Raw genomic sequence first — 20,363 nt, 5'->3', positions numbered from 1 at the left:
TAAGACAATATGGAAATTCATAAATTATTAAAACGACAACTCGAACACTCAAACATTGCTCAAGATAAAAAACCAGAAACTGACGAGCAATGGGAAATTTTTATCCAGCGCATCAATAATACGTATATAGAAGCAGATCAAGAACGTTATTTACATGAACGTTCAATGAGAATTTCTTCTCGTGAAATGATGAGTTTGAATGAAAAGCTTGAATTTGCTCAACACATTGCAGGATTAGGCTATTGGTCTTTTGATGGCAACACAGGACACACCATCTGGTCTAATGAGTTATTCAATCTCTTTCATTTAAATCCGATTAATAGACCCCCTTCGCTGCAAGAGTTTCTAGAGTTAGTTCATGAGCAAGACAGGTTTGAGTTAGTCCAAAAAGTAGAGAGTGCTTTAAACGATAAAATAGATTATGAATGTGAAATTCGAGTAAGAAATCCTGATGGAAATTACCACTGGTATAGAACGATTGGTCAATGTCAAAACGGGAATAAGCAGCTAGCAGGTGTTGTTATTGATATTCATAAAAGTAAAATTTCCGAAGAAAAAATCAAAGAATTAAATCAACAAATATCAACGACGGCTCGTCGGGCGGGAATGGCAGAGGTAGCAACGACTATATTGCACAACATCGGGAATATTTTAAATAGTTCCAATGTTTCCATCACTTTATTAAAAAATAGTTTCAACCAAGATTATGATAAAAAATTATTAAAAATTATGGAGATGATGGAGGAAAATCAACACGATTTAGCTGATTATTTATCCGATGATCCCAAAGGGAAAATTATTCCGAAATACCTATTAACCCTAGCCAAAATTATTTTGGAAGAAAATAAAAAAAATAATATTGAAGTAAACAATCTCCAGAATGATTTACAGCATATTAATGAAATCGTAGATACGCAAAAATCGATTAGTGGCCTATCCAGTGTAAATGAAAAAGTCTATCTTCCAGAATTGATTGAGACCGCATTAAATATCACTATGAGTACCTCAAAAAATGGTACTATCAAGATAATTAAAGAGTTTCACTCCGCACCTTTAGTTATTGTAGATAAATCCAAGTTACTGCAAGTGTTAATCAATCTAATTCAAAATGCTAAAGAGTCTTTACTAGAAAATACTGCTGTTCCCATTAAAGAAATCAAACTAATAGTACAAAAAAAAGAAAAGAATTCAGTACAAGTCATTGTCGAAGATAATGGAGTTGGAATAAATGCAGATAATTTGCAGCGTATCTTTGCTTTTGGATTTACTACAAAAAAAAATGGTCATGGCTTTGGTTTACACAGTTCTGCACTATCAGCTCGTGAAATGGGTGGCTCTCTTTTGGCAGACAGCAAGGGTGAAGGATGTGGCGCTCAATTTACATTGACTTTACCGTTTATCGACAGATTAGATAAACTAGGGAGAACCTGATGAGTGATATACCACTACACATTATGATTATTGATGATAATCCTTCGATACATCAGGATTTTATTAAGGTTTTGACTGCCTCGAATACAAAATCAGAACTGAATCATTTAGACAAACAATTATTCGATGATGATTCTTTTTTAAATGACTCCAGCGATCCCGATATAGAATGTTTTTTGCCAAAATTTATTTTTACTACAGCGTGTCAAGGCCAAGAAGCAATTATAAAAATTAAGGAAAACTTGAAAAAAGGGATACATTATGCGCTTGCATTTGTAGATATAAGAATGCCTCCTGGCTGGGACGGAATTGAAACAATTAAACACATGTGGGAGGTAGACCCTGATATTCAGGTCGTGATTTGTACCGCCTACTCTGATTACAGTTGGGAAGACACGGTCAAAGAATTAGGCATTGGAGATAATTATCTTATCTTGAAAAAGCCTTTTGATGTAGTTGCAGTAAGACAACTTGCCTGTGCATTAACGAGGAAATGGATTTTGGCCAATGATGCCAAACATCATGAAAAAATACTGCAGCAGACGGTTAAGGAACGTACGGAATCCTTACAACAATCATTATCACTCTTAAGGTCCACATTTGAATCATCCGCAGATGGAATTTTAGTTATCGATTTAAATAACAAGTTAATCGATTGTAATTCAAAGTTTATCTCCATGTGGAATATTCCTCAATCCATGTTGGAAACTGATGATGGAAGCATCTTTTTATATTATATGCTGAATCAGCTCATTAAACCCAGAGAGTATTTAGCGGATGTTGTTCGTCTTCGCAAAAACATGGATGAGATTGGTAGGAATATTGTGACTTTTAAGAGCGGCAAAATACTTGAATGCTATACTCTTCCACATCGGCTGAATGAGAAAACCATTGGTCGTGTTTGGAGTTTTCGTGATATAACGGAGCAGGCAAATCTTGAGAAACAACTTAAATATCAAGCTCTGCATGATCCATTAACCCAATTACCCAATCGGGCCCTATTAATCGATAGAATACAAGCCAGCATTGATTACGCACAAAAAAACGAACAAAAATTCGCCATTCTGTATTTTGACTTAGACCGATTCAAATTAATCAATGATAGTTTATCGCATGAAGTTGGTGATCAATTATTGCGTATGGTTGGGCAACGATGGTCTTCTTTAATTCGTAAAGAAGATACTTTAGCTCGGCTTGGTGGTGATGAGTTTGTCATGATTTGTCATGTAGCTAAAAATGAGGATATTAGCGCCATTGGCAACAAAATTTTAGACTCAATGAAAAAACCATTCAAAATCGCAAATCGGGATATAACAATTACTCCTGCAGTTGGAATATGTATCTACCCTAAAGATGGAAAAACACCTAGTGACCTGTTAAAAAGTGCTGATTTAGCGATGTATCAGGCTAAAGAACGTGGCGGAAATCAGTACTATTTTTATGCTACCCAATTACATGAGTATTCTGACCAGTGTTTTAAATTCGAATCTGATTTACGTAATGCCCTTAAAAATAAAGAGTTTTTTTTATTATATCAACCGCAATTTAATCTTGATAAAGAAAACCTATTATCCGTAGAGGCATTAATTCGTTGGAATCATCCAGAAAAAGGGTTATTACTACCTTTAGATTTTATTCCTATTGCAGAAGAAACAGGCATAATTATACCTATGGGTGAGTGGATTATCAGCGAAGCGTGCCAACAAATAAAAGCTTGGCACCAAAAAGGTTTACCTTATATTCGAGTCGCAATTAATATTACCACTCGCCAATTACAACAACCGAATTTTATTTATTTTGTAGAAAAAACGCTAAAGGAGTATCTACTTGACCCTCAATATGTAGAGTTTGAAATTTCCGAAAATGTGATTATAACCCACAGAGATATCGTAAAAACGCTCAATCAACTTAAGCAACTTGGAATTAAAATTGCATTAGATGATTTTGGAACTGGAAACTCCAGTATCAATTATCTGAAACAACTTCATATTGATTGCTTAAAAATCGACCAATCTTTTATACAAAATATATCCGCTTCGCGTAGTGATGAAGTCATTATTGAAGCAATCATTTCTATGGCGCGTAGTTTTAACTTTAAAGTTATTGCTGAAGGGGTAGAGAGTCAAAAACAACTGGATTTTTTAAAACAACAACATTGTGATGAAGTACAGGGATTTTTTTTCAGCAAACCGCTAACATCCGCTGAGATTGAGCAGTTTTTAAAGTATCGTGGTTAACTTTTCTGATGCTGCTTAGTTGTAGCTTGAATTACAGCTCATTAACTCAAGCTACAACGAATCAGCTATACGCTTACAGAACTCAACTCGGGCTTAATTTTCTGCCATTGATTTAAGGGAGAGTAATCTGGTGTTGTCATCTTATCAACTGGGAGGTAGAACGTTTGTTCTAACAGATGCTGGCCACTTAAAGCTGCATGTGATACATGATCAGTAAAAACTATCCAGGTACTTTTGGCAGGAAAATCAATTTGCACTTTCTCAACATTTGTCTGGTACGTATCATCCAACTTCATCGTATCATGTAAATGCAGCATGTAATGATCATAGGGAGGTCTTAAAGTTTTTGTTGCTTTGACCCATTTCAGCATTTTTGCTTTCATTTTACTGTAAGGAGCAATTTTAGGTGCAAAGCGATTGAGAACATCCTCAAATGGCTCACCAAGATTCCAGACTCGCGGTTCTGTAGGATTGATATTACAAAAAACTCTTAAAATTCTTAAACCATGGACAGGGCTTGCCGAAAAAGAATCCACATGCAAACGGGTATCATCTTTACGTTTTGAAGAAACACGTCCATTAATTTGCGCAGGTCGGAAACTGGTCCTTCCCCATTGTAAATGAGGTGCATAAGAAGGAAGAGCTGTTTGAATTAATTGATGTGCAAATTCTGCATAACCATGCATCATATGCCTAAGTTTGACATCCAAATTATCAATATCTTTTTTATAAGCGCTCAACTTTTTATTTCGAATATCATAACTTACATTTTTACGGCTACCATCCAGGACATTTTCAGACAATAAAAGAGAGTCTACAGGAGCATAAAAATATTCTGGAAAAAACAACACTTTGCCTGCTTCCAATAGATTGACACTCTTTTGGTGATCGATTTGCTCTATGTTTTGCGTAAATAAATAAGAATTCATTATTTTACCTTAAATAATGTGTAATTTAGTAAAAATTTAATGCTACATCGAATATAATTCAAAAATCCAATTTTGACTTTTAGCTGGATCATACCATGTCACTTTGCCCTTGTGGATCACAAAATAAATATGAACTGTGTTGTGGTTTATTCCTTGAGAAAAAACAACAGCCCGAAACTCCAGAGCAATTGATGCGATCCCGATATACTGCTTACAGTATGGGTAATATTGATTACATCAAAAATACAATGAAAGGCAAAGCCTTAATGGGTTTTAATGAGTTGGAGGCAGAACAGTGGGCTAAAAGTGTAACCTGGATCAGTCTAGACGTTTTGAATTCAAATACACCTGCTCCTGATAAAGGTTTTGTGGAATTTGCAGCACGTTATTTCGAGGATAACCGGGTAAAAATTATTCATGAGTTAAGTGAATTTCACAAGGAACATGATCAATGGTTCTATGTCAGCGGTGTACACAAACAAGGGTTAGAGAAAACCAATAAACCCAAAATTGCACGCAATGCGCCCTGCCCTTGTGGTAGTGGCAAAAAATTTAAGAATTGTCATGCTAAATAACAATTAGAGTTTAAACTATGAATGGTCACTTAATGCTTAATATTTTCATCTTTCTTGCCGCCGCCAGCATTATGGTCCCTATTGCCAGTCGTTTCAAATTGGGCTCCGTACTCGGCTATCTTACCGTTGGCATCCTTATTGGCCCTTTTGGGTTAAAACTGATAGGAAACTCACAACAAATTATGAATTTTGGTGAATTTGGCGTGATCATGATGTTGTTTCTTATTGGTTTGGAACTGGAACCAGCCATGTTATGGAAACTACGCAAACTCATAGTGGGCTTGGGTGGTTTACAAGTACTCTTAACTACAAGTATCTTAACAGCCGTTGGACTCCTCATTGGTTTTGATTGGCGAGCAACTTTAGCGATAAGTATGGCGTTGTCCCTCTCATCCACGGCTCTTGTTTTGCAGATGCTTCAAGAAAAGAATTTACTCAAAACAGCCGAAGGTGAAACCTCATTCGCTGTATTATTATTTCAAGATATTGCAGTAATCCCTATCTTAATCATTATTCCATTACTCGAACAACATGCAAATATAAAAATCAATATCCACGAAACAGCATTTCTCATGAATCTTCCTCGATGGCTACATGCAATTTTGGTAACCGGAGTGATCGGTGCCGTTATTTTAGTTGGCCATTACTTATCAAGGCATTTATTTTCAATTATTGCCAAAACCAATTTGCGCGAAGTATTTACCGCCTTTTCTCTTGCTTTAGTAGTTGGTGTTACTTTATTAATGGAGTCTATAGGCGTCTCTCCTGCTTTAGGGGCTTTTATTGCTGGTGTTGTATTAGCTAACTCCCAATACAAACATGCAGTTGATGCTGATATTCAACCTTTTAAGGGCATTTTGCTTGGATTGTTCTTTATCTCTGTAGGAATGGGAATGAATTTCTCTCTCTTTTCCAACAAAGCCCTTTTAATTATTGTTGCTGTACTTTCTTTAATTACCTTCAAAGCCATTATTTTGTATCTGTTAGGACGCTTCTTTGATTTAACTAAATTGCAAAGTCTAGGTTTTGCATTTGCTCTATCGCAAGGGAGTGAGTTTGCTTTCGTACTCTTTGAATATGCGGGTGTAACCAAAGTAATCAATCAGGAAATTGCAGCCTTTTTTACTCTGGTTGTTGCATTATCCATGCTGGCAACTCCCTTTTTAATGCTTTTCTATCATCGATTTGTCATACCTAAATTCATGAGTTTTTTACCTGAGCGAGAATATGATTCATTTAATGAAAAAAATGGAATAATTCTGGCAGGTTATGGACGTTTTGGCCAAATTATAGGGCGCTTACTTAACGGTGAACATATAAAAATTACAGTATTGGAAAAAAATCCAGAACAAATCGAACTGCTCAGAAAATTTGGTTATATCGGATATTTCGGAGATGCAAGCCGATTGGATATGTTAAAAAGCGCTGGAGCCGAACACGCAAAACTGCTCATAGTCGCGGTGGGAAATGTAGAAGCTAATTTAAAGATTGTGAAGTTAGCCAAACAACATTTTCCCCATTTAAAAATTTATGCCAGAGCTCGTAATCGTCGCCATGCTTATGAATTATATCGCGCAGGTGTAGATTATTTCATTAGAGAATTATTTGATTCCTCTTTGAGCATGACCAAAGAGGTTATGAAATTTCTAGGATACACGCATGAGGAAATTCTGCGAAAAGCAACAGCGTTCAAAAAACACGATGAGGCAACATTAATTCAATCCTTTGATTTTTTTGAAAAAGAAAGTGATTTAATCAATTTCTCTCGACAAGCAAAAGGTGAGTTAGAACGCATTCTACAATCAAATTAAAAATGCACCCGGGTCCAGCTGCACTGGACTGGTCAAAAAAATAAATTACACGGCTATGAGGAGTATTAACTACGCATGATTAATCTTCAGCAAATTTCTTTAGAAACTTTTCTCAGTGAATTTTGGCAAAAAAAGCCTCTAGTAATTCGCGATGCATTGCCAGATTTTATTAATCCATTATCTCCCGATGAATTGGCTGGTCTTGCTCTTGAAGAGGATATTGAAAGTCGTCTTGTCTTGGAAACACCCCATGCCGTCCCCCAATGGCATTTAAAACGCGGCCCATTTTCTGAACATGACTTTAATACCCTACCCTCAACACATTGGACCTTACTCGTCCAGGGAGTAGATAGATTAATTCCTGAAGTTTATGCGTTGCTTGAACATTTTAATTTTATTCCCCAATGGCGAGTCGACGATATCATGATTAGTTATGCAGCACTTCATGGTAGCGTTGGACCTCATTACGATAATTATGATGTTTTCTTATATCAGGGTTTGGGGCGACGTGAATGGTCTCTTACCACTAAAAGGTGCAATAATGAAAATTACATCAAAGATCTCGAACTTCGTATCATGGAACAATTTGATGTTGAAGAACGCATAATTCTTGAAGAAGGAGATATGTTGTATCTTCCTCCACATGTAGGACACCATGGCATTTCTCTTACACAGGACTGTATGACTTATTCCTTTGGTTACCGTAGTTATCAAGGGCAAGAATTACTCGATAGTCTTGGTGAGTATTTAGCTGAAAAAGATACATTCAAAACATTATATCACGATCCAGACTGGTCTCATTTGCGCAATACTTCTGAAATCACTCGCCCAGCCTGGCAAAATGCGCAAAAACTGTTACAGCAATTAATTAGTGATGAAAAAATAATGAAATCCTGGTTTGGATGCTTTGCAACACAGCTGGATCAACAAGCAGCGCATGAATTACCATTGCCACTAGAAGACGATGAGTTAATCGACAGATCAAGTTTTATTGAAGAAATAAAAGCCGGATTAAATCTCATCAGAGATGCATCATGTCGTTTCGCTTATCAAAGTCCGGATGAGCAATCCGAATATCAACTTTATATTAACGGCTGTGAATGGGATACCGTTGATGTGTCTCATGATTTACTAAGCTATGTGGCCAATAATCGTTACCTATCTCATCAATTTCTTGCAGCTTATTTAAATACTACACAAAATCAAATATTTATTTATAATTTATGGAAATTGCAATGGCTACAAATTGCAGAAAATTAAAGTTTATTTATTTACTATCTTCTCAATTTAGAGTAGATAGAAAGTTGGAAAACTTGAATATAGATTGGTTAAACTAAAAATCGTAGAGTATAGTTAATATACATACTATAACAAGGATAGGTAATGAAAAAAATAATACTGGCTGTAATCCTAGTGTGTTCAACTGCTTTCTTAGTCAACTGTTCTAGTGGCAATCCATGTTGCGGGACTTGTGCAAGTGATTGTGGTGGCTGTGGCGGTTGTAATGGAAGTTGGTATTAATAATATCCGCTCACTGCTGTAACGCGGGGATCTCCCGCGTTGCAGCTTAAATCTTCATCCAGGCTACAACTCAGATGTCGGTGATGAAAAAAATTGAACTAATCCTGAACCACCCTATTAGCCAATATCTTCACTGCGCCGCATAAATTGAAATTTCAATTGGCCAAGATTGATTTTATGACTGAATAAAGTGATCAGCGCACCGGCTAATACTAACACAATTCCCACCAGGCCCCAGAGACTCACTTCTTCACCCAAGAGGAATACTCCGAAAATAACCACAAATACTGGCTCTAAAACAGATAAAATAGAAGCCTTTTCTGAGCTAATATATTTCAAGCTATACAGCAACAAAATAATTGGAGTGACAGTTGCAATAATTGAAATTCCAAAAAGATGATACCAAACATCCATTGAAGACGGGGTTGAAAAAGAATGATTAAAAAGAGAAACAAATAAACTGGTTACCATGCATCCCAAACAAACCATAAAAGTAGACATATTTGGAGAGAGCTCATTTCTTTTACTGCCAATTACGTAACATGCATAAAAAAATGCAGAGGCAATGCCTAACAAAATCCCCCATAAGTTAAAAGACAATGCATCGAAGTCCACCATAAGCACCATGCCAATTAAAATAACCAGAATAGCGAAATAATAAACGTAGGGAATAGACTGCTCATAAAAGAAATAATTGAGCAACATAATCAGTACCGGATAGGTAAAAAAGATAACCATCGCCAATCCAGAACCTATATATTGAGATGCTAAAAAATAAAGCCAGGTTGAGATACCGTAAAAAAAAGCACCGGTTAAAAAGGCAACAGCCATATTTTTATAAGAATCGTTCGTTTTTCTTATTTTAGGCAGCATGATAATTAAAATAATCATGCTGGAAATTAAAAAGCGCCAAAACAACATTGTGCTCGCGGATAGATTGCCATTAATCGCACTTAAACCAAAATAACCAATAAAACCGTAAAGAAATCCGGATAAAATGGCGTAAATAGAACCGCGATACTCTTGATTTATCATTATGATACTGCCTGAAAAAACTGATCTAAATAAAAGCAGGTTAGACTCTTAATCCAACCAGAAAAAATGAAGGTACTTTCAACCTGCATAAAAATATAAAAAAATAGTGTATCATTTTTTCCACATAATACCATATTGAAAATAAAAAATACATAATGTATCATTTGTTTACTTTTTTATTGGAATTTTAACTATGTTGCGTTTTTTGCTCCTTATCTCCTGCCTTTTTGTAGTAGTTAATGATGTTTATGCTGATTCTTCCGCATGTTCTGAACATCAATGCATTGCCGTTGTCGATGCAGGAAGTACCGGTTCAAGGCTTCATATTTTTGCTTATGATCTTGATGAAACCAACACTCCATCTCATATTGCTGAAATATGGTCCAAAAAGATCAAACCAGGATTTGCAACGATTGAAGCAAATCAAAATACTATAGATGCATATCTGACTACCCTGTTCTCTGGGGCTCCAGCACAACAGATCCCTGTTTATTTTTATGCAACAGCAGGCATGCGTCTTGTACCCCAAACCAAACAAAAAATTTATTATCAGGAAGTACAAAAATGGTTTAATCAGCAATCTGCATGGCAACTTATAGAAGCCAAAACCATTACAGGGCATGATGAAGCATTATACGACTGGCTTGCGGTAAATTATCATATAGATGCACTCAAGTCGTATTCTAGTAACGCCGTAGGAGTCATGGATATTGGTGGGGCTTCAGTACAAATTGTTTTCCCAATACAAAAAAATACTGAACAGAAAGGGACACAAGTTGAATTGGACCTTTACGGTCAACATATTAATTTATCCGTCCACAGTTTCCTGGGACTTGGACAAAACGAGATGGCACATCAACTTCTAGATACAGCCTCCTGCTTTTCAGATGGGTACCCACTTTCTGACGGACGTTCTGGACAAGGTGATGCCTTAATTTGTGAGCAAGAAGTATCCCCCTTAATTAAAATGCATAAGGTCAAAAAAGAAGTACAACCTATTCTTTCTGCGAGTCATATTAATTCATGGTATGCCATCGGAGGTTTTCCAAATCTTGCAGAAAGCAAACCATTCCAATTTAAAAACAATCAATTGACTATTCAAGATTTGTTGCAACAAGCAAATAATCTGATTTGCCATCAACAATGGGATACTCTTAGTAATCAATTCCCCAACAATGAATACATTGAGTCATATTGTCTCTTACCTGCTTTTTATTATGCATTGATGGTTGAAGGTTATGGTTTAACAGCCAATCAACAGGTAAATTATGTTCCTTCAGCACAAAATCTGGATTGGACTTTAGGTGTGGTATTGCATCATTGATGTATCGATATATAGCCAGGGGGCAGCACCCTGGCTATATGGTTTCTATTTGGAACTCACAACTCTTCTAAAGAAAAATCTTCAGCCCTTAAAACAGTTGATTGACCATAAAAAGAACTTAGAGCCTCACGAAATTTTTGTGCACGTGGAGATAATCCATGCTGACAATAACGGACTACTTGTTCATAAACCGCCTTCTTAAAAGCAACAGTGTCTGCCTCCGCGCCATTTAAATTATCAATACTAATATGAAATTTATGTCTGGCAGCTTTGGAAAGAATCCATTCCAACGCTTGCGGCTTTACTTCAACATGTTGAAATAAAGCTTGTTGTTCTGCAGTACGCCCATCAGGCATATACCAATACCCAAAATCTACTTGCTTTCTGCGCTCTTCCCCTGCAATGAGCCAATGAGCACACTCATGTAAGGCACTGCTAAAAAAACCATGAGCAAAATATATCGCGTGATACGAACGCTCTTCATTAGCAGGTAAATAGATTGGCTCATCATCACCTTTAATGAGCCTGGTATTAAATTCTTTGCCGAAGCAATGGTTAAAAAGAGTTATTAAATCTTGATATTGATGCACAAATAGCTTTTCACTCATTTATTTACACATAATGTCTAATTTATACTAATATAATTAAAGAGTCATTATTTTTTATGAGTTTACGAAATTTGGAGTTTCGACGATAATATGAAAAAAAAAGCACTGTCGTACCGATTGGGAAGATTTATAAATAAACTTCGATGGCCAATTATAGTTTTATGGTTGCTTGCCATTTCACTCTGCATGCCCTTTTTGCCACACATAATTTCTCCATTTAAAACAACTGGATTTATTGATGAGAGTTCTGCCAGTGCTCGTGCCGAAGAGTATGTGAATCAACAATTGGGATATAATGATAAAAATAAATTTCTTATCATGTATCACAGCAAACAGCTCTTGGCTACAAAGGATAAATTTAAAGAAAAAATTAAGAAATCTTTGTCTGATTTAAAAGATTTTCCGATTAAACACACAATCATTTACCCTGATGATACGCATCAAATTTCCAAAGATAAACATACAGCTTATGTTGCAGTGATCATCAAAAGTAATAAACCACTTAGCAATGACTTATTAAATCAGTTTAAACAATCCATAAAGACACCGAGCCAGATGACGATGTGGATTGGAGGTGAACCGCTTTTCGTAGAAAATGTGAACCAACAAACCCAAACCGACCTTTATAAAGCGGATATTGTCGCCACACCCGTAGCGATTATCACCTTGATTCTTGTATTTGGATCAGTAGTCGCGGCCACCCTTCCAATTATTCTGGGTGGCGGATGTGCCATAATCATCCTAACAACACTTTATTTCTTTGGGCATCTGTTCACCCTTTCTATTTTCACCATTAACATCGCTTTATTGCTCGGCCTGTGTCTCTGTCTTGACTATTCATTGTTTTTTATTAATCGATTTAGAGATGAATTAAAGAACGGATTAAATATTGAAGAAGCGATAGCAACCACACAGGAAACCGCGGGAAAAGCCATTTTTTTTAGTGGTTTAGCCGTTTTTGTAAGCCTCAGTGCTTTATTTTTATTCCCGGTCAACATTCTTTTTTCAGTTGCAGTTGGTGGTTTGGCTGCTGTATTTTTTGCGGTATTAATCTCTACTATATTCTTACCTGCGATTCTTGCCGTATTGAAATCAAAAATTAATTTTTTATCAGTCCACATAATATTTAAAAACAAAAATCGTTCTAGTTCGTGGCGTTGGCTCGCTGAGCGAGTTGTTCATCATCCCTATCTTTTTTTCTTTCCCATTCTCATTTTTCTATTAGTGCTTGGATATCCATTTTTAGAGGCGAAATTTGGTATATCAGACTATCGTATTTTCCCGGAGAAATCAGCGAACCGTGCCTTTTATGACACCTATGCAAAGAAATTTGAGATTGAACAATTAAGCCCTGTAATCCTGGTGATTGAAGCGCCCTCTTCATCAATTTTATCACGTCATAACCTGTCGAAAATATATAAATTGGTCCATAAATTGAAAGAGAATCCAAGTGTCAAAGAGGTTAATGGTATTATCAGTAGCAATTCCGAGCTAAAAAAGAATCAATATTACACACTTTATCATTTGAATAAAAAACTGCTTGATCCCCAGGTTAAGCAATTATTGGATACGACAACAACCAAACATATGGCGATCCTTAATGTCATTAGCAAGTATCCCGTGAACTCAGAGGAAACGAAGAAACTGGTGAGTGAATTACAAAATATAAAATTAGGCTCAGGATTAAAAGTTCAACTTACTGGTGTAACGGTGAGTAACGTTGATGTGCTACACAGTATTTATCGTTATCTACCTTATGCCATCATATGGATTATTGTATTCTCCTATCTGATATTGCTTCTATTATTAAGATCACTGTTCTTGCCTCTGAAGGCAATTATAATGACCTTAATAAGTCTATGTGCCGCATATGGTGCCCTTGTTTTTGTATTTCAACAGGGATACTTCTCCAGCATCCTTAACTTTCAACCGCAAGAAATGCTCGACATCAGCTTATTGGTAATTATATTTTGTGCCCTGTTTGGTTTTTCGATGGACTATGAAGTATTTTTGCTTTCTCGAATCAAAGAAGCGCATCAATTAACTCATGATAACAACAGCAGCATTATTTTTGGCATTGAAAAAAGCAGTCGCATCATTACCAGTGCTGCTCTTATTGTTATTGTGATTAGCTGTTCCTTTTTGATCGCTGATGTCTTAATGGTCAAAGCATTTGGACTAGGCATTGCAGTCGCTATCTTCGTTGATGCCTTTTTGATCCGAAGCTTTTTAGTACCAGCAACCATGGCAATCTTTAAAAATTGGGTCTGGTATCTACCCAAATGGCTGGATCGACTTCTACCGAAGCTATAGCCCCAAATGCAAATTTGAATATACTCAAACCGTCTACTATACTGAATTTAAAGGTTTTTTAGTTATTTTTTATAGTAGACGAACGAATTCAAGAATATTGAAGCCATGAATAGTTCATAAAAAATAACTACAAGACTTTTAAATTCAGCATAAGTTTTTAGTTTTACGCTACTCCTTAACTGCCGAATTTAGGATAAAAAATGGCGAATAAAAAAATAATACAAGCCTTATTCGAAGAGCATGCGCATCATTACCCTAATCATGTTGCCGCTCTAAAAGGGAATGAAAAACTGACTTACAGTGAGCTTAATCAAAGAGCCAATCAACTCGCCCATTACTTACAAAGCTCAGGTTTAAAGCCGGATACCCCTGTTGCGCTCTGTTTGGAGCGTTCCTTTGATTTTCTCATTACAATGATAGCCATTTTAAAAGCAGGCGCTGCTTATTTGCCTATAGATGCATCCCAACCCGAAGAGCGTTTATTGTTTTTACTTCATGATAGCCAAGCATCGATTTTAATTACTAAATCGACGTTCAAAGATAAGTTTAAACCGTACCAGGGAACAGTAATAGTACTGGACATAAATGATAAGGATATCAGCAGACAGGTAATTGACAATCCATCTCCAACAAATACTGCAGAGCATTTAGCATATATAATCTATACATCGGGCTCTACTGGAACTCCGAAAGGTGTGCTTATTGAACACCGTTCAGTCATCAATTACTGTCACTGGTTTGCCAACTATACACAATGCAAACCGCAACAGCGTATCGATTTTTCTGCAAATCCTATTTTTGATATGTCAGTGACGACTACCATAGTACCCTTAATGCTCGGGTTAACTGTTGTTCTTTGCGAAGAAACTACCAAGAAGGAAGTTCGCTCGTATTTGCAATATCTGGCAAAATCACGCGTCAACATCATAAAATTAACTCCAAGTTACTTTAAAGTCCTTTTGCACGAAGTAAAAAATAATTTCATTACATTGTCACAGCTGCATTCCATTATTCTCGGAGGGGAAAATTTATCCGCTGCTGAATGCCAATCCTGGCTTGCATCGTATCCTAAACATGTTCTATTTAACGAATATGGGCCAACTGAAGCAACGGTTGCCGTCTCAACTTATAAAGTAACTCATTTAAACTGCAACCATCTGGATATTAATGTTCCTATTGGCATAGCAGGTACTAATATGAGTTGCGTTATTCTCGATGCCAATAATCAACCTGTTCCTGATGGAGAAGTAGGTGAGCTATTTATTGGTGGAACATGTCTGGCTCGCGGTTACTTAAATCAACCTCAATTAACACAAGAACGGTTTATTACTGAGAATAAAACTCGTTTATATAAATCAGGTGATTTATGCAAAAAGCGTCCTGATGGAACAATTGAATATCTGGGAAGAATTGACGAGCAAGTCAAAATACGTGGATATCGTATTGAGCCTAGCGAAATAGAAAAATACATGATGAACCATCCCTGTATTAAAGAGGTTGCGTTACTTGCTCAAAAAGACGCATTTGGAGAACAACGGCTAGTAGCCTATTACATTTTAAGAGACCATAATGGCACTTTAAATACGAATCAAATACGTGAGTATTTACACAAATATTTACCGGAATATATGGTCCCTACAGTTTTTGTAAAAGTGGATGCGTTTCCTCTGACCATGAATGGTAAGTTGGACAAGTCAGCACTACCTGTTCCTTTACTAACTGCTAGCCATAACTATGTTGAGCCTGTTACTGCTTTGGAAAAAAAACTTGCGCAAATTTGGTCAGATGAATTAGGAGTTCAGATCATCGGCGTGCATGATGATTTTTTTGATTTAGGGGGGCACTCTTTGTCAGCAGCGCGGATCATTTCAAAAATAAATGATGAATTAAATAGAAACATTAGCCTGCATGATTTTTATAAAGCCACAAACATTGCAACATTAGTCCTCATCATTAAGAATACAAAGAAAAACAAGAAAAAACGCACAATAAGAGTTCCTAATTATCATAAAGTAGTTAATCTTCCTCTTAGTGATTTCCAATTTTTACTCTGGATATCCAACACATTTGAACCCAGAGCCCAAAAATTAAATATTGTCGCCAGAAAACGTTTCAGCGGTCGTTTAAATGAAAAGGCTTTAGATTTTGCTTTTCAAGCGATTTTAAAAAAGCATGAAGCATTAACTTATCAAATATTCAAATTAAAACCCGCTCAAAAAACACAGAAAAACTGGTCGTTCAAACTGGAAACTACCGATCTTACAATGCTTTCTTCACAAAAGTGCGAAAATGAATTGCAAGACTCAATGACTCAATTAATTGATTTTTATCCATGGCCGAAAAATACTCCTTTAATTATTGGCAAATTATTTTACTTGCATGAGAACGAGTCGGAACTACAAATTTGTATACCGCATCTAGTTTCCGATGATCACTGTACTGATATTTTATTCTCTGAATTATCTCAATTTTATGATCAATATTCGCGCTTGACGCTTGATCAAATTGAACCGGACTCACACTTTAAAGAGCATATTTTTAGTGAACGAAACGCAATGAAAATGCATATGGATGAAGACATTCAATTTTGGGAAAAGTATCTCAGCGATACTCATTTATTTACTTTTCCCGAAGAATACATAGTCCGTGATATGCAAGCTGAACATGTTCCTTATTCAACATACTCAGTGATACCAGAAGACTCATTAGATCGCCTCAAGCTTTTTTGTGAGCTAAACCACATCAGTATTAATAACGCACTATGTGCAGTCATTGCATTAGCTTTACGGAATTGCTGTGGTAGCTATAAAAACGAAATACCTTATACTTATATAAATATCATTCAATCAACACGCGACAACCCCATTTATGATAATACAATTGGTTGTTTTCTAAGAGTCGAGCCCGCTAAAATTATTCTTGATGACAAAGCAACTTTGACTGGCTTATCCAAACAAATACGCAATGCGATTATTGACACCAGTAGTTATCAGCACTGCTCCAATTTAATAAAACTTTGTTCCATAAGTTCTTTTAAACCCAATATGTTTGAAAATCTGTTTAACCATTTAATTACCCCACTTTATATAAAACTCCTCAAAATACCTTCCATTTATCGCAAGATCTTAAAACGATGTGGCAGTCGCTTGATTTCATTTAAACGTAATACCAAATTTGTCATTAACCTAAACATCAGAAGTAATTTTATAGACCGGCCTAATAAAAATTTTGATTTATTTGGTTTGAATACGAAACAGATTAAAAACAATAATGATGATTTACTGGCAATAGATTATATTTTTGAAGCCAGCTTTGTTCGGAATGACAATCAAAATGCTCACTACTTGGTTATTTCAGCAAATTTAAAACCCGAGTTTCGCAAGCGAATTGCTTTGGAAGCAATTCAGATTATGAACTCCGTAGCATTTGTAAAGAGTTCGCCCGAAGCCGCTATAAAATATGAACATGAGGAACAACCGCTTTGATAAGTGCTAAATTAAGAATACTTTATTGTTCTTCACAATATTAAAATCACATATTAATACCGATGCCTTTTGCAGCCCGATTAATTTTCTGATAGAGTAACTTGGATAAATTTTCGAGTTAACTAGAGGATGTTAAAATGATACGAGGATTTTTTGCTGGTTTAATGTGCTTACTCAGTTTCTCTGCTTTTTCATACGGTAGTACTTGCGGTAATGCTGTACCGACTAATGATGTAAATTTTTGTTCCTCATTTAAGAAAGTTGCAACCTGCTATTGTACTTCTTCAGGCTTGCCTTCTGGTATGTGCCAAGATATGAATATGCTTTACGCGCGTATGGTAAGTGTCTATGGCTCATTGGATAAAGCATGTGCGGCTCAACCTTATACTACAAAACAAGATTGCCTTGATAACTGGAATTGTTATCGTCAGGGAGGAGTTGATTCTCGCGGCAGAATATGTAGCGCTACTAAAAAGCCATGTCAGTAACTTAAAGCAAATTAAAGTCAAAAAATGGATTAAGGTTGGGCTTCGGCCCAACACAATGCTAATGAGCAAAGCAATCTTGATAGAGTAATTATTGTGCATAATAAAAAATCGAAATTATTCTTATTATCATTTTTATTTCTTTCTACTCCTTGTTTGGCAGAGACAGAGAATAAACCACATCATCCTTTTTACGTAGGTGCAATTGGCGGGTTTGGTTCAACTACGTGGAAAGGTTTGGTTCCCACCAAAGAAAACCAAAATGTTGCCTTGATGCTATCTACACCGACCAGTGTTGAGGAAGGCGGAAGTGTTTGGGGTATAATGGCGGGATATGAATTTACTCGTTTTTTTGCAATTGAAGTAAACTACACCCACTTTCCTGAGGCAAATGTTCTTTTTGATTCCATAAGTTTATTCAGTTTTGAGCATGATGGCTTGGAAAATTTATCATCGCAAACGGAAACTCTAACTTTAATGGGAAAACTTATGGTCCCTATTCCTCATTCCCAAATGAAAATTTTTTCTGGCGCAGGAGTGGCAGGCGTACATCGTAAAGATATTGTTGTTGATGATTGGCGTCCCGGACCGGCTTTTAGCGTTGGCGTAAATTATAATTTCACTGAGCACATCATGGGTGAAATTGCCGGTAATTTTACTGCTGGTTATGGAGAATCGCAACTTAACCCGGCAGACACGTATTATCCGTTTCTTTATTCAGTAGCCGCACATCTGATTTTTCGTTTTTAATTAGTTTTTATCACGACTAATGGAAGTATGTCTTTGCTGATTGTAGTTACCCGATTCCGGACATCTACTGATACGCCATCCCCAATGTAGTGAGGGATCTACAGTCAGGCGCTAGGGCATTAGCGCTAATGCTAAAGCAGGGGATCCACAGTCTGCTCAGGATGGCGTGAGCATGGACTTAATATGAATATCGCCTTCATTCATACAGCATAAATATCTTCCAAAATAATTACTACTTGCCTAACCGATATGTTTCGTAATGTTTTTCTAATATAGATTTTAGTTTCTCCTTATTATCCAACCCCAATTGGCGAACCAAACTTAAAGTATGTAGTATGTGAGACAGCTTGGCCTTGGTTGCTTTAAAAGAGACCTGCAAATGAGCATTCTTAAAATCATCACTGTCTGCCAATAAAGTTTTTTTTGTAATTCCTTGAGTGTGTTTGCTTTCCTGTTCTTTTGCAGGTAAAAAATGTTTCCCCTTTATTAGACAGCGTGTTATTTGATAATAAGTATTTATTTGTTGGTAGGTAAGGTCGATTTCAACGGTATTGTTTTCATCATACATATCCATTGATGAATTTCTAAGAAGAGAAGGATGATGTATTTTAGCTAATCCAGCGATGCTCTGAGATGATGGACTCCCAGTGCTTTGAGGAAGCAATTTATTCAACACATAATATCCAAATGGACGAACTGCATATGTAAAAGGAACTAATACATAATAATAAATAAACGATCTCACAGCCGCATTAATTATAAGATGGTGCGTTTTACGTTGAGAATTGTCCTCTTCTACAGAAATATATCTAAACTCGGTATCTGCAAATCCTGCATAATTTAAGCAATGATCGCAAAAAGCATTGGGTCCTTGCTTGTCTTGCGGGGGTACAACCTGAAGAATATCCCAACCTTTTTTCCAAACTCCGAAAGCTGAAACCGGATCATTACCTTGTTTTTGCACTACAACTTTGGGCTTGTCATTTAATTCATCCCAATAATCAAAGCCACTTTTAAATAAAGGATCATAAAGTCCAGGAGGATTCAAAGCATCAACACGTGATAACTTATAATTTCCTTTATCGATAGCAAGCAATAAACTTAAAGCGCCACCCAAACTTACCCCGCATACATGAATTGTATTTTTCTGTTGGTTTAGCCAGGCTCTTATTCGCTCTCGACCACTACGATATAAAGACAAACCAACCGATTCAAATCCCTTGGAGTCAGTCTTTATTTGAGTAAGAAAACCTTGGCCTGCAGGATAAGTAGTTCCCATAAAGATTAAATGAGACTCTGCGTTCTCATGAAAAATTGGCTTAAGACCATAAGCAAAAACACGATCATTATCATAGGTAAAAAAACTCTTCCACCAATGCCGTTCTGTTAATTCAATCGGAGTAACCTGATATTCAACCAACTCCCAATGCCCGTCAATACATTGAGGGATGGTAACGGACTCATAAGGAGTTAAATCACCATAAGGAAGCATAGACAAACAATTACTCAAATAAAGTTGTACCTGTTCTCCCTCTTCCGTACACAAGTCTTTGCCTTGCAATTGCTTAAAGAGCTCCAAAAATCCTTGTTGCATGGCAAAACGAATTTCTCTTAATAAATCGGTGTCACGTTGAAGAAAAAAAGAATATAAAACAGTCGGGGTTAAAAATTGAGTCCAGGATCCTGTCCATCCCATAGTGAAGAAACGCAATATATTACGCGCTAAAATAGGGGCTTGTGCAGACACATCAATGCCATCAAGAGATTCAAACTCTTGTTGTTCAAAAAATTTTAGTTCTAATCCCCCTTTAAATACAGTTCCTCCAGACAAAATTTATCTCCCTATTCCCAATTATCAT

At 36.3% G+C, this 20,363-nt stretch carries 14 protein-coding genes; 10 read left to right on the top strand and 4 right to left on the bottom strand.

The window, feature by feature from the left end; genetic code table 11:
• The first annotated feature begins 9 nt into the window (after positions 1 to 9).
• Together BW930_RS13240 and BW930_RS13235 are read left to right on the top strand one after the other, a co-directional pair.
• Positions 10 to 1,431 (top strand): ATP-binding protein, encoded by a 1,422-nt coding sequence (locus BW930_RS13240; RefSeq protein WP_058467554.1) that lies wholly within the window; start codon positions 10 to 12, stop codon positions 1,429 to 1,431.
• Positions 1,431 to 3,668 carry an EAL domain-containing protein gene (locus BW930_RS13235; RefSeq protein WP_058467555.1) on the top strand — a complete coding sequence of 746 codons (2,238 nt, stop codon included), beginning with the start codon at positions 1,431 to 1,433 and terminating at the stop codon, positions 3,666 to 3,668. Before BW930_RS13240 ends, BW930_RS13235 begins: the two co-directional genes overlap by 1 nt.
• 65 nt (positions 3,669 to 3,733) lie before the next feature.
• Here BW930_RS13235 and kdoO read toward each other — a convergent pair whose 3' ends face one another.
• A complete protein-coding gene (gene kdoO / locus BW930_RS13230) occupies positions 3,734 to 4,597 on the bottom strand; it encodes a Kdo hydroxylase KdoO (protein WP_058467556.1) in 864 nt (287 codons plus the stop codon).
• Between the two features lie 95 nt (positions 4,598 to 4,692).
• On the opposite strand from kdoO, the gene BW930_RS13225 reads away from it, so the two are divergent.
• The 3 genes from BW930_RS13225 to BW930_RS13215 all read left to right on the top strand — a co-directional run bounded on the left by BW930_RS13225 (position 4,693) and on the right by BW930_RS13215 (position 8,243).
• Positions 4,693 to 5,172 (top strand): YchJ family protein, encoded by a 480-nt coding sequence (locus BW930_RS13225; RefSeq protein WP_058467557.1) that lies wholly within the window; start codon positions 4,693 to 4,695, stop codon positions 5,170 to 5,172.
• 17 nt (positions 5,173 to 5,189) lie between these two features.
• Positions 5,190 to 6,983, top strand: coding sequence for a monovalent cation:proton antiporter-2 (CPA2) family protein (locus tag BW930_RS13220; RefSeq protein ID WP_058467558.1), 1,794 nt, complete (start codon positions 5,190 to 5,192; stop codon positions 6,981 to 6,983).
• A 75-nt stretch (positions 6,984 to 7,058) separates the two neighbouring features.
• Complete coding sequence (locus BW930_RS13215) at positions 7,059 to 8,243, top strand: JmjC domain-containing protein (protein WP_058467559.1); 1,185 nt, start codon at positions 7,059 to 7,061, stop codon at positions 8,241 to 8,243.
• A 378-nt stretch (positions 8,244 to 8,621) separates the two neighbouring features.
• On the opposite strand, the gene BW930_RS13210 is transcribed toward BW930_RS13215, so the two are convergent.
• Positions 8,622 to 9,539 carry a DMT family transporter gene (locus tag BW930_RS13210; RefSeq protein WP_172461589.1) on the bottom strand — a complete coding sequence of 306 codons (918 nt, stop codon included), beginning with the start codon at positions 9,537 to 9,539 and terminating at the stop codon, positions 8,622 to 8,624.
• Positions 9,540 to 9,732: 193 nt separating this feature from the next.
• On the opposite strand from BW930_RS13210, the gene BW930_RS13205 reads away from it, so the two are divergent.
• Positions 9,733 to 10,863 (top strand): acetate and sugar kinases/Hsc70/actin family protein, encoded by a 1,131-nt coding sequence (locus tag BW930_RS13205; protein WP_058467561.1) that lies wholly within the window; start codon positions 9,733 to 9,735, stop codon positions 10,861 to 10,863.
• Positions 10,864 to 10,919: 56 nt separating this feature from the next.
• On the opposite strand, the gene BW930_RS13200 is transcribed toward BW930_RS13205, so the two are convergent.
• A complete protein-coding gene (locus BW930_RS13200; RefSeq protein WP_058467587.1) occupies positions 10,920 to 11,453 on the bottom strand; it encodes an elongation factor P hydroxylase in 534 nt (177 codons plus the stop codon).
• Between the two features lie 108 nt (positions 11,454 to 11,561).
• Between BW930_RS13200 and BW930_RS13195 the strand changes: the two genes are divergently transcribed.
• The 4 genes from BW930_RS13195 (at position 11,562) to BW930_RS13180 (ending at position 18,504) form a co-directional block, all read left to right on the top strand.
• On the top strand, positions 11,562 to 13,784 hold the full coding sequence (locus BW930_RS13195; protein WP_058467562.1) for an MMPL family transporter: 2,223 nt from the start codon (positions 11,562 to 11,564) through the stop codon (positions 13,782 to 13,784).
• A gap of 200 nt (positions 13,785 to 13,984) precedes the next feature.
• On the top strand, positions 13,985 to 17,269 hold the full coding sequence (locus BW930_RS13190) for a non-ribosomal peptide synthetase (protein ID WP_058467563.1): 3,285 nt from the start codon (positions 13,985 to 13,987) through the stop codon (positions 17,267 to 17,269).
• 137 nt (positions 17,270 to 17,406) lie between these two features.
• Complete coding sequence (locus BW930_RS13185; RefSeq protein ID WP_076547548.1) at positions 17,407 to 17,757, top strand: hypothetical protein; 351 nt, start codon at positions 17,407 to 17,409, stop codon at positions 17,755 to 17,757.
• A 93-nt stretch (positions 17,758 to 17,850) separates the two neighbouring features.
• Positions 17,851 to 18,504: an outer membrane beta-barrel protein gene (locus BW930_RS13180; protein ID WP_058467565.1), complete on the top strand. Its 654-nt coding sequence runs from the start codon at positions 17,851 to 17,853 to the stop codon at positions 18,502 to 18,504.
• Between the two features lie 232 nt (positions 18,505 to 18,736).
• On the opposite strand, the gene BW930_RS13175 is transcribed toward BW930_RS13180, so the two are convergent.
• The gene (locus tag BW930_RS13175; protein ID WP_058467566.1) at positions 18,737 to 20,335 is read right to left on the bottom strand and encodes a hypothetical protein; all 1,599 of its coding nucleotides are present in this window, start codon (positions 20,333 to 20,335) and stop codon (positions 18,737 to 18,739) included.
• Positions 20,336 to 20,363: the final 28 nt, after the last annotated feature.

The organism is Fluoribacter gormanii (genome assembly GCF_900156395.1).
Classification (GTDB): domain Bacteria; phylum Pseudomonadota; class Gammaproteobacteria; order Legionellales; family Legionellaceae; genus Legionella; species Legionella gormanii.
Note: the sequence above shows the minus strand (reverse complement) of the source record. Positions and strands in the feature narration are given on the sequence as shown.

Coding starts and splice junctions, on each gene's coding strand:
- BW930_RS13240 (WP_058467554.1), top strand. CDS start 10: ATGGAAATTCATAAATTATTAAAACGACAACTCGAACACTCAAACATT.
- BW930_RS13235 (WP_058467555.1), top strand. CDS start 1,431: ATGAGTGATATACCACTACACATTATGATTATTGATGATAATCCTTCG.
- kdoO (WP_058467556.1), bottom strand. CDS start 4,597: ATGAATTCTTATTTATTTACGCAAAACATAGAGCAAATCGATCACCAA.
- BW930_RS13225 (WP_058467557.1), top strand. CDS start 4,693: ATGTCACTTTGCCCTTGTGGATCACAAAATAAATATGAACTGTGTTGT.
- BW930_RS13220 (WP_058467558.1), top strand. CDS start 5,190: ATGAATGGTCACTTAATGCTTAATATTTTCATCTTTCTTGCCGCCGCC.
- BW930_RS13215 (WP_058467559.1), top strand. CDS start 7,059: ATGATTAATCTTCAGCAAATTTCTTTAGAAACTTTTCTCAGTGAATTT.
- BW930_RS13210 (WP_172461589.1), bottom strand. CDS start 9,539: ATGATAAATCAAGAGTATCGCGGTTCTATTTACGCCATTTTATCCGGA.
- BW930_RS13205 (WP_058467561.1), top strand. CDS start 9,733: ATGTTGCGTTTTTTGCTCCTTATCTCCTGCCTTTTTGTAGTAGTTAAT.
- BW930_RS13195 (WP_058467562.1), top strand. CDS start 11,562: ATGAAAAAAAAAGCACTGTCGTACCGATTGGGAAGATTTATAAATAAA.
- BW930_RS13190 (WP_058467563.1), top strand. CDS start 13,985: ATGGCGAATAAAAAAATAATACAAGCCTTATTCGAAGAGCATGCGCAT.
- BW930_RS13185 (WP_076547548.1), top strand. CDS start 17,407: ATGATACGAGGATTTTTTGCTGGTTTAATGTGCTTACTCAGTTTCTCT.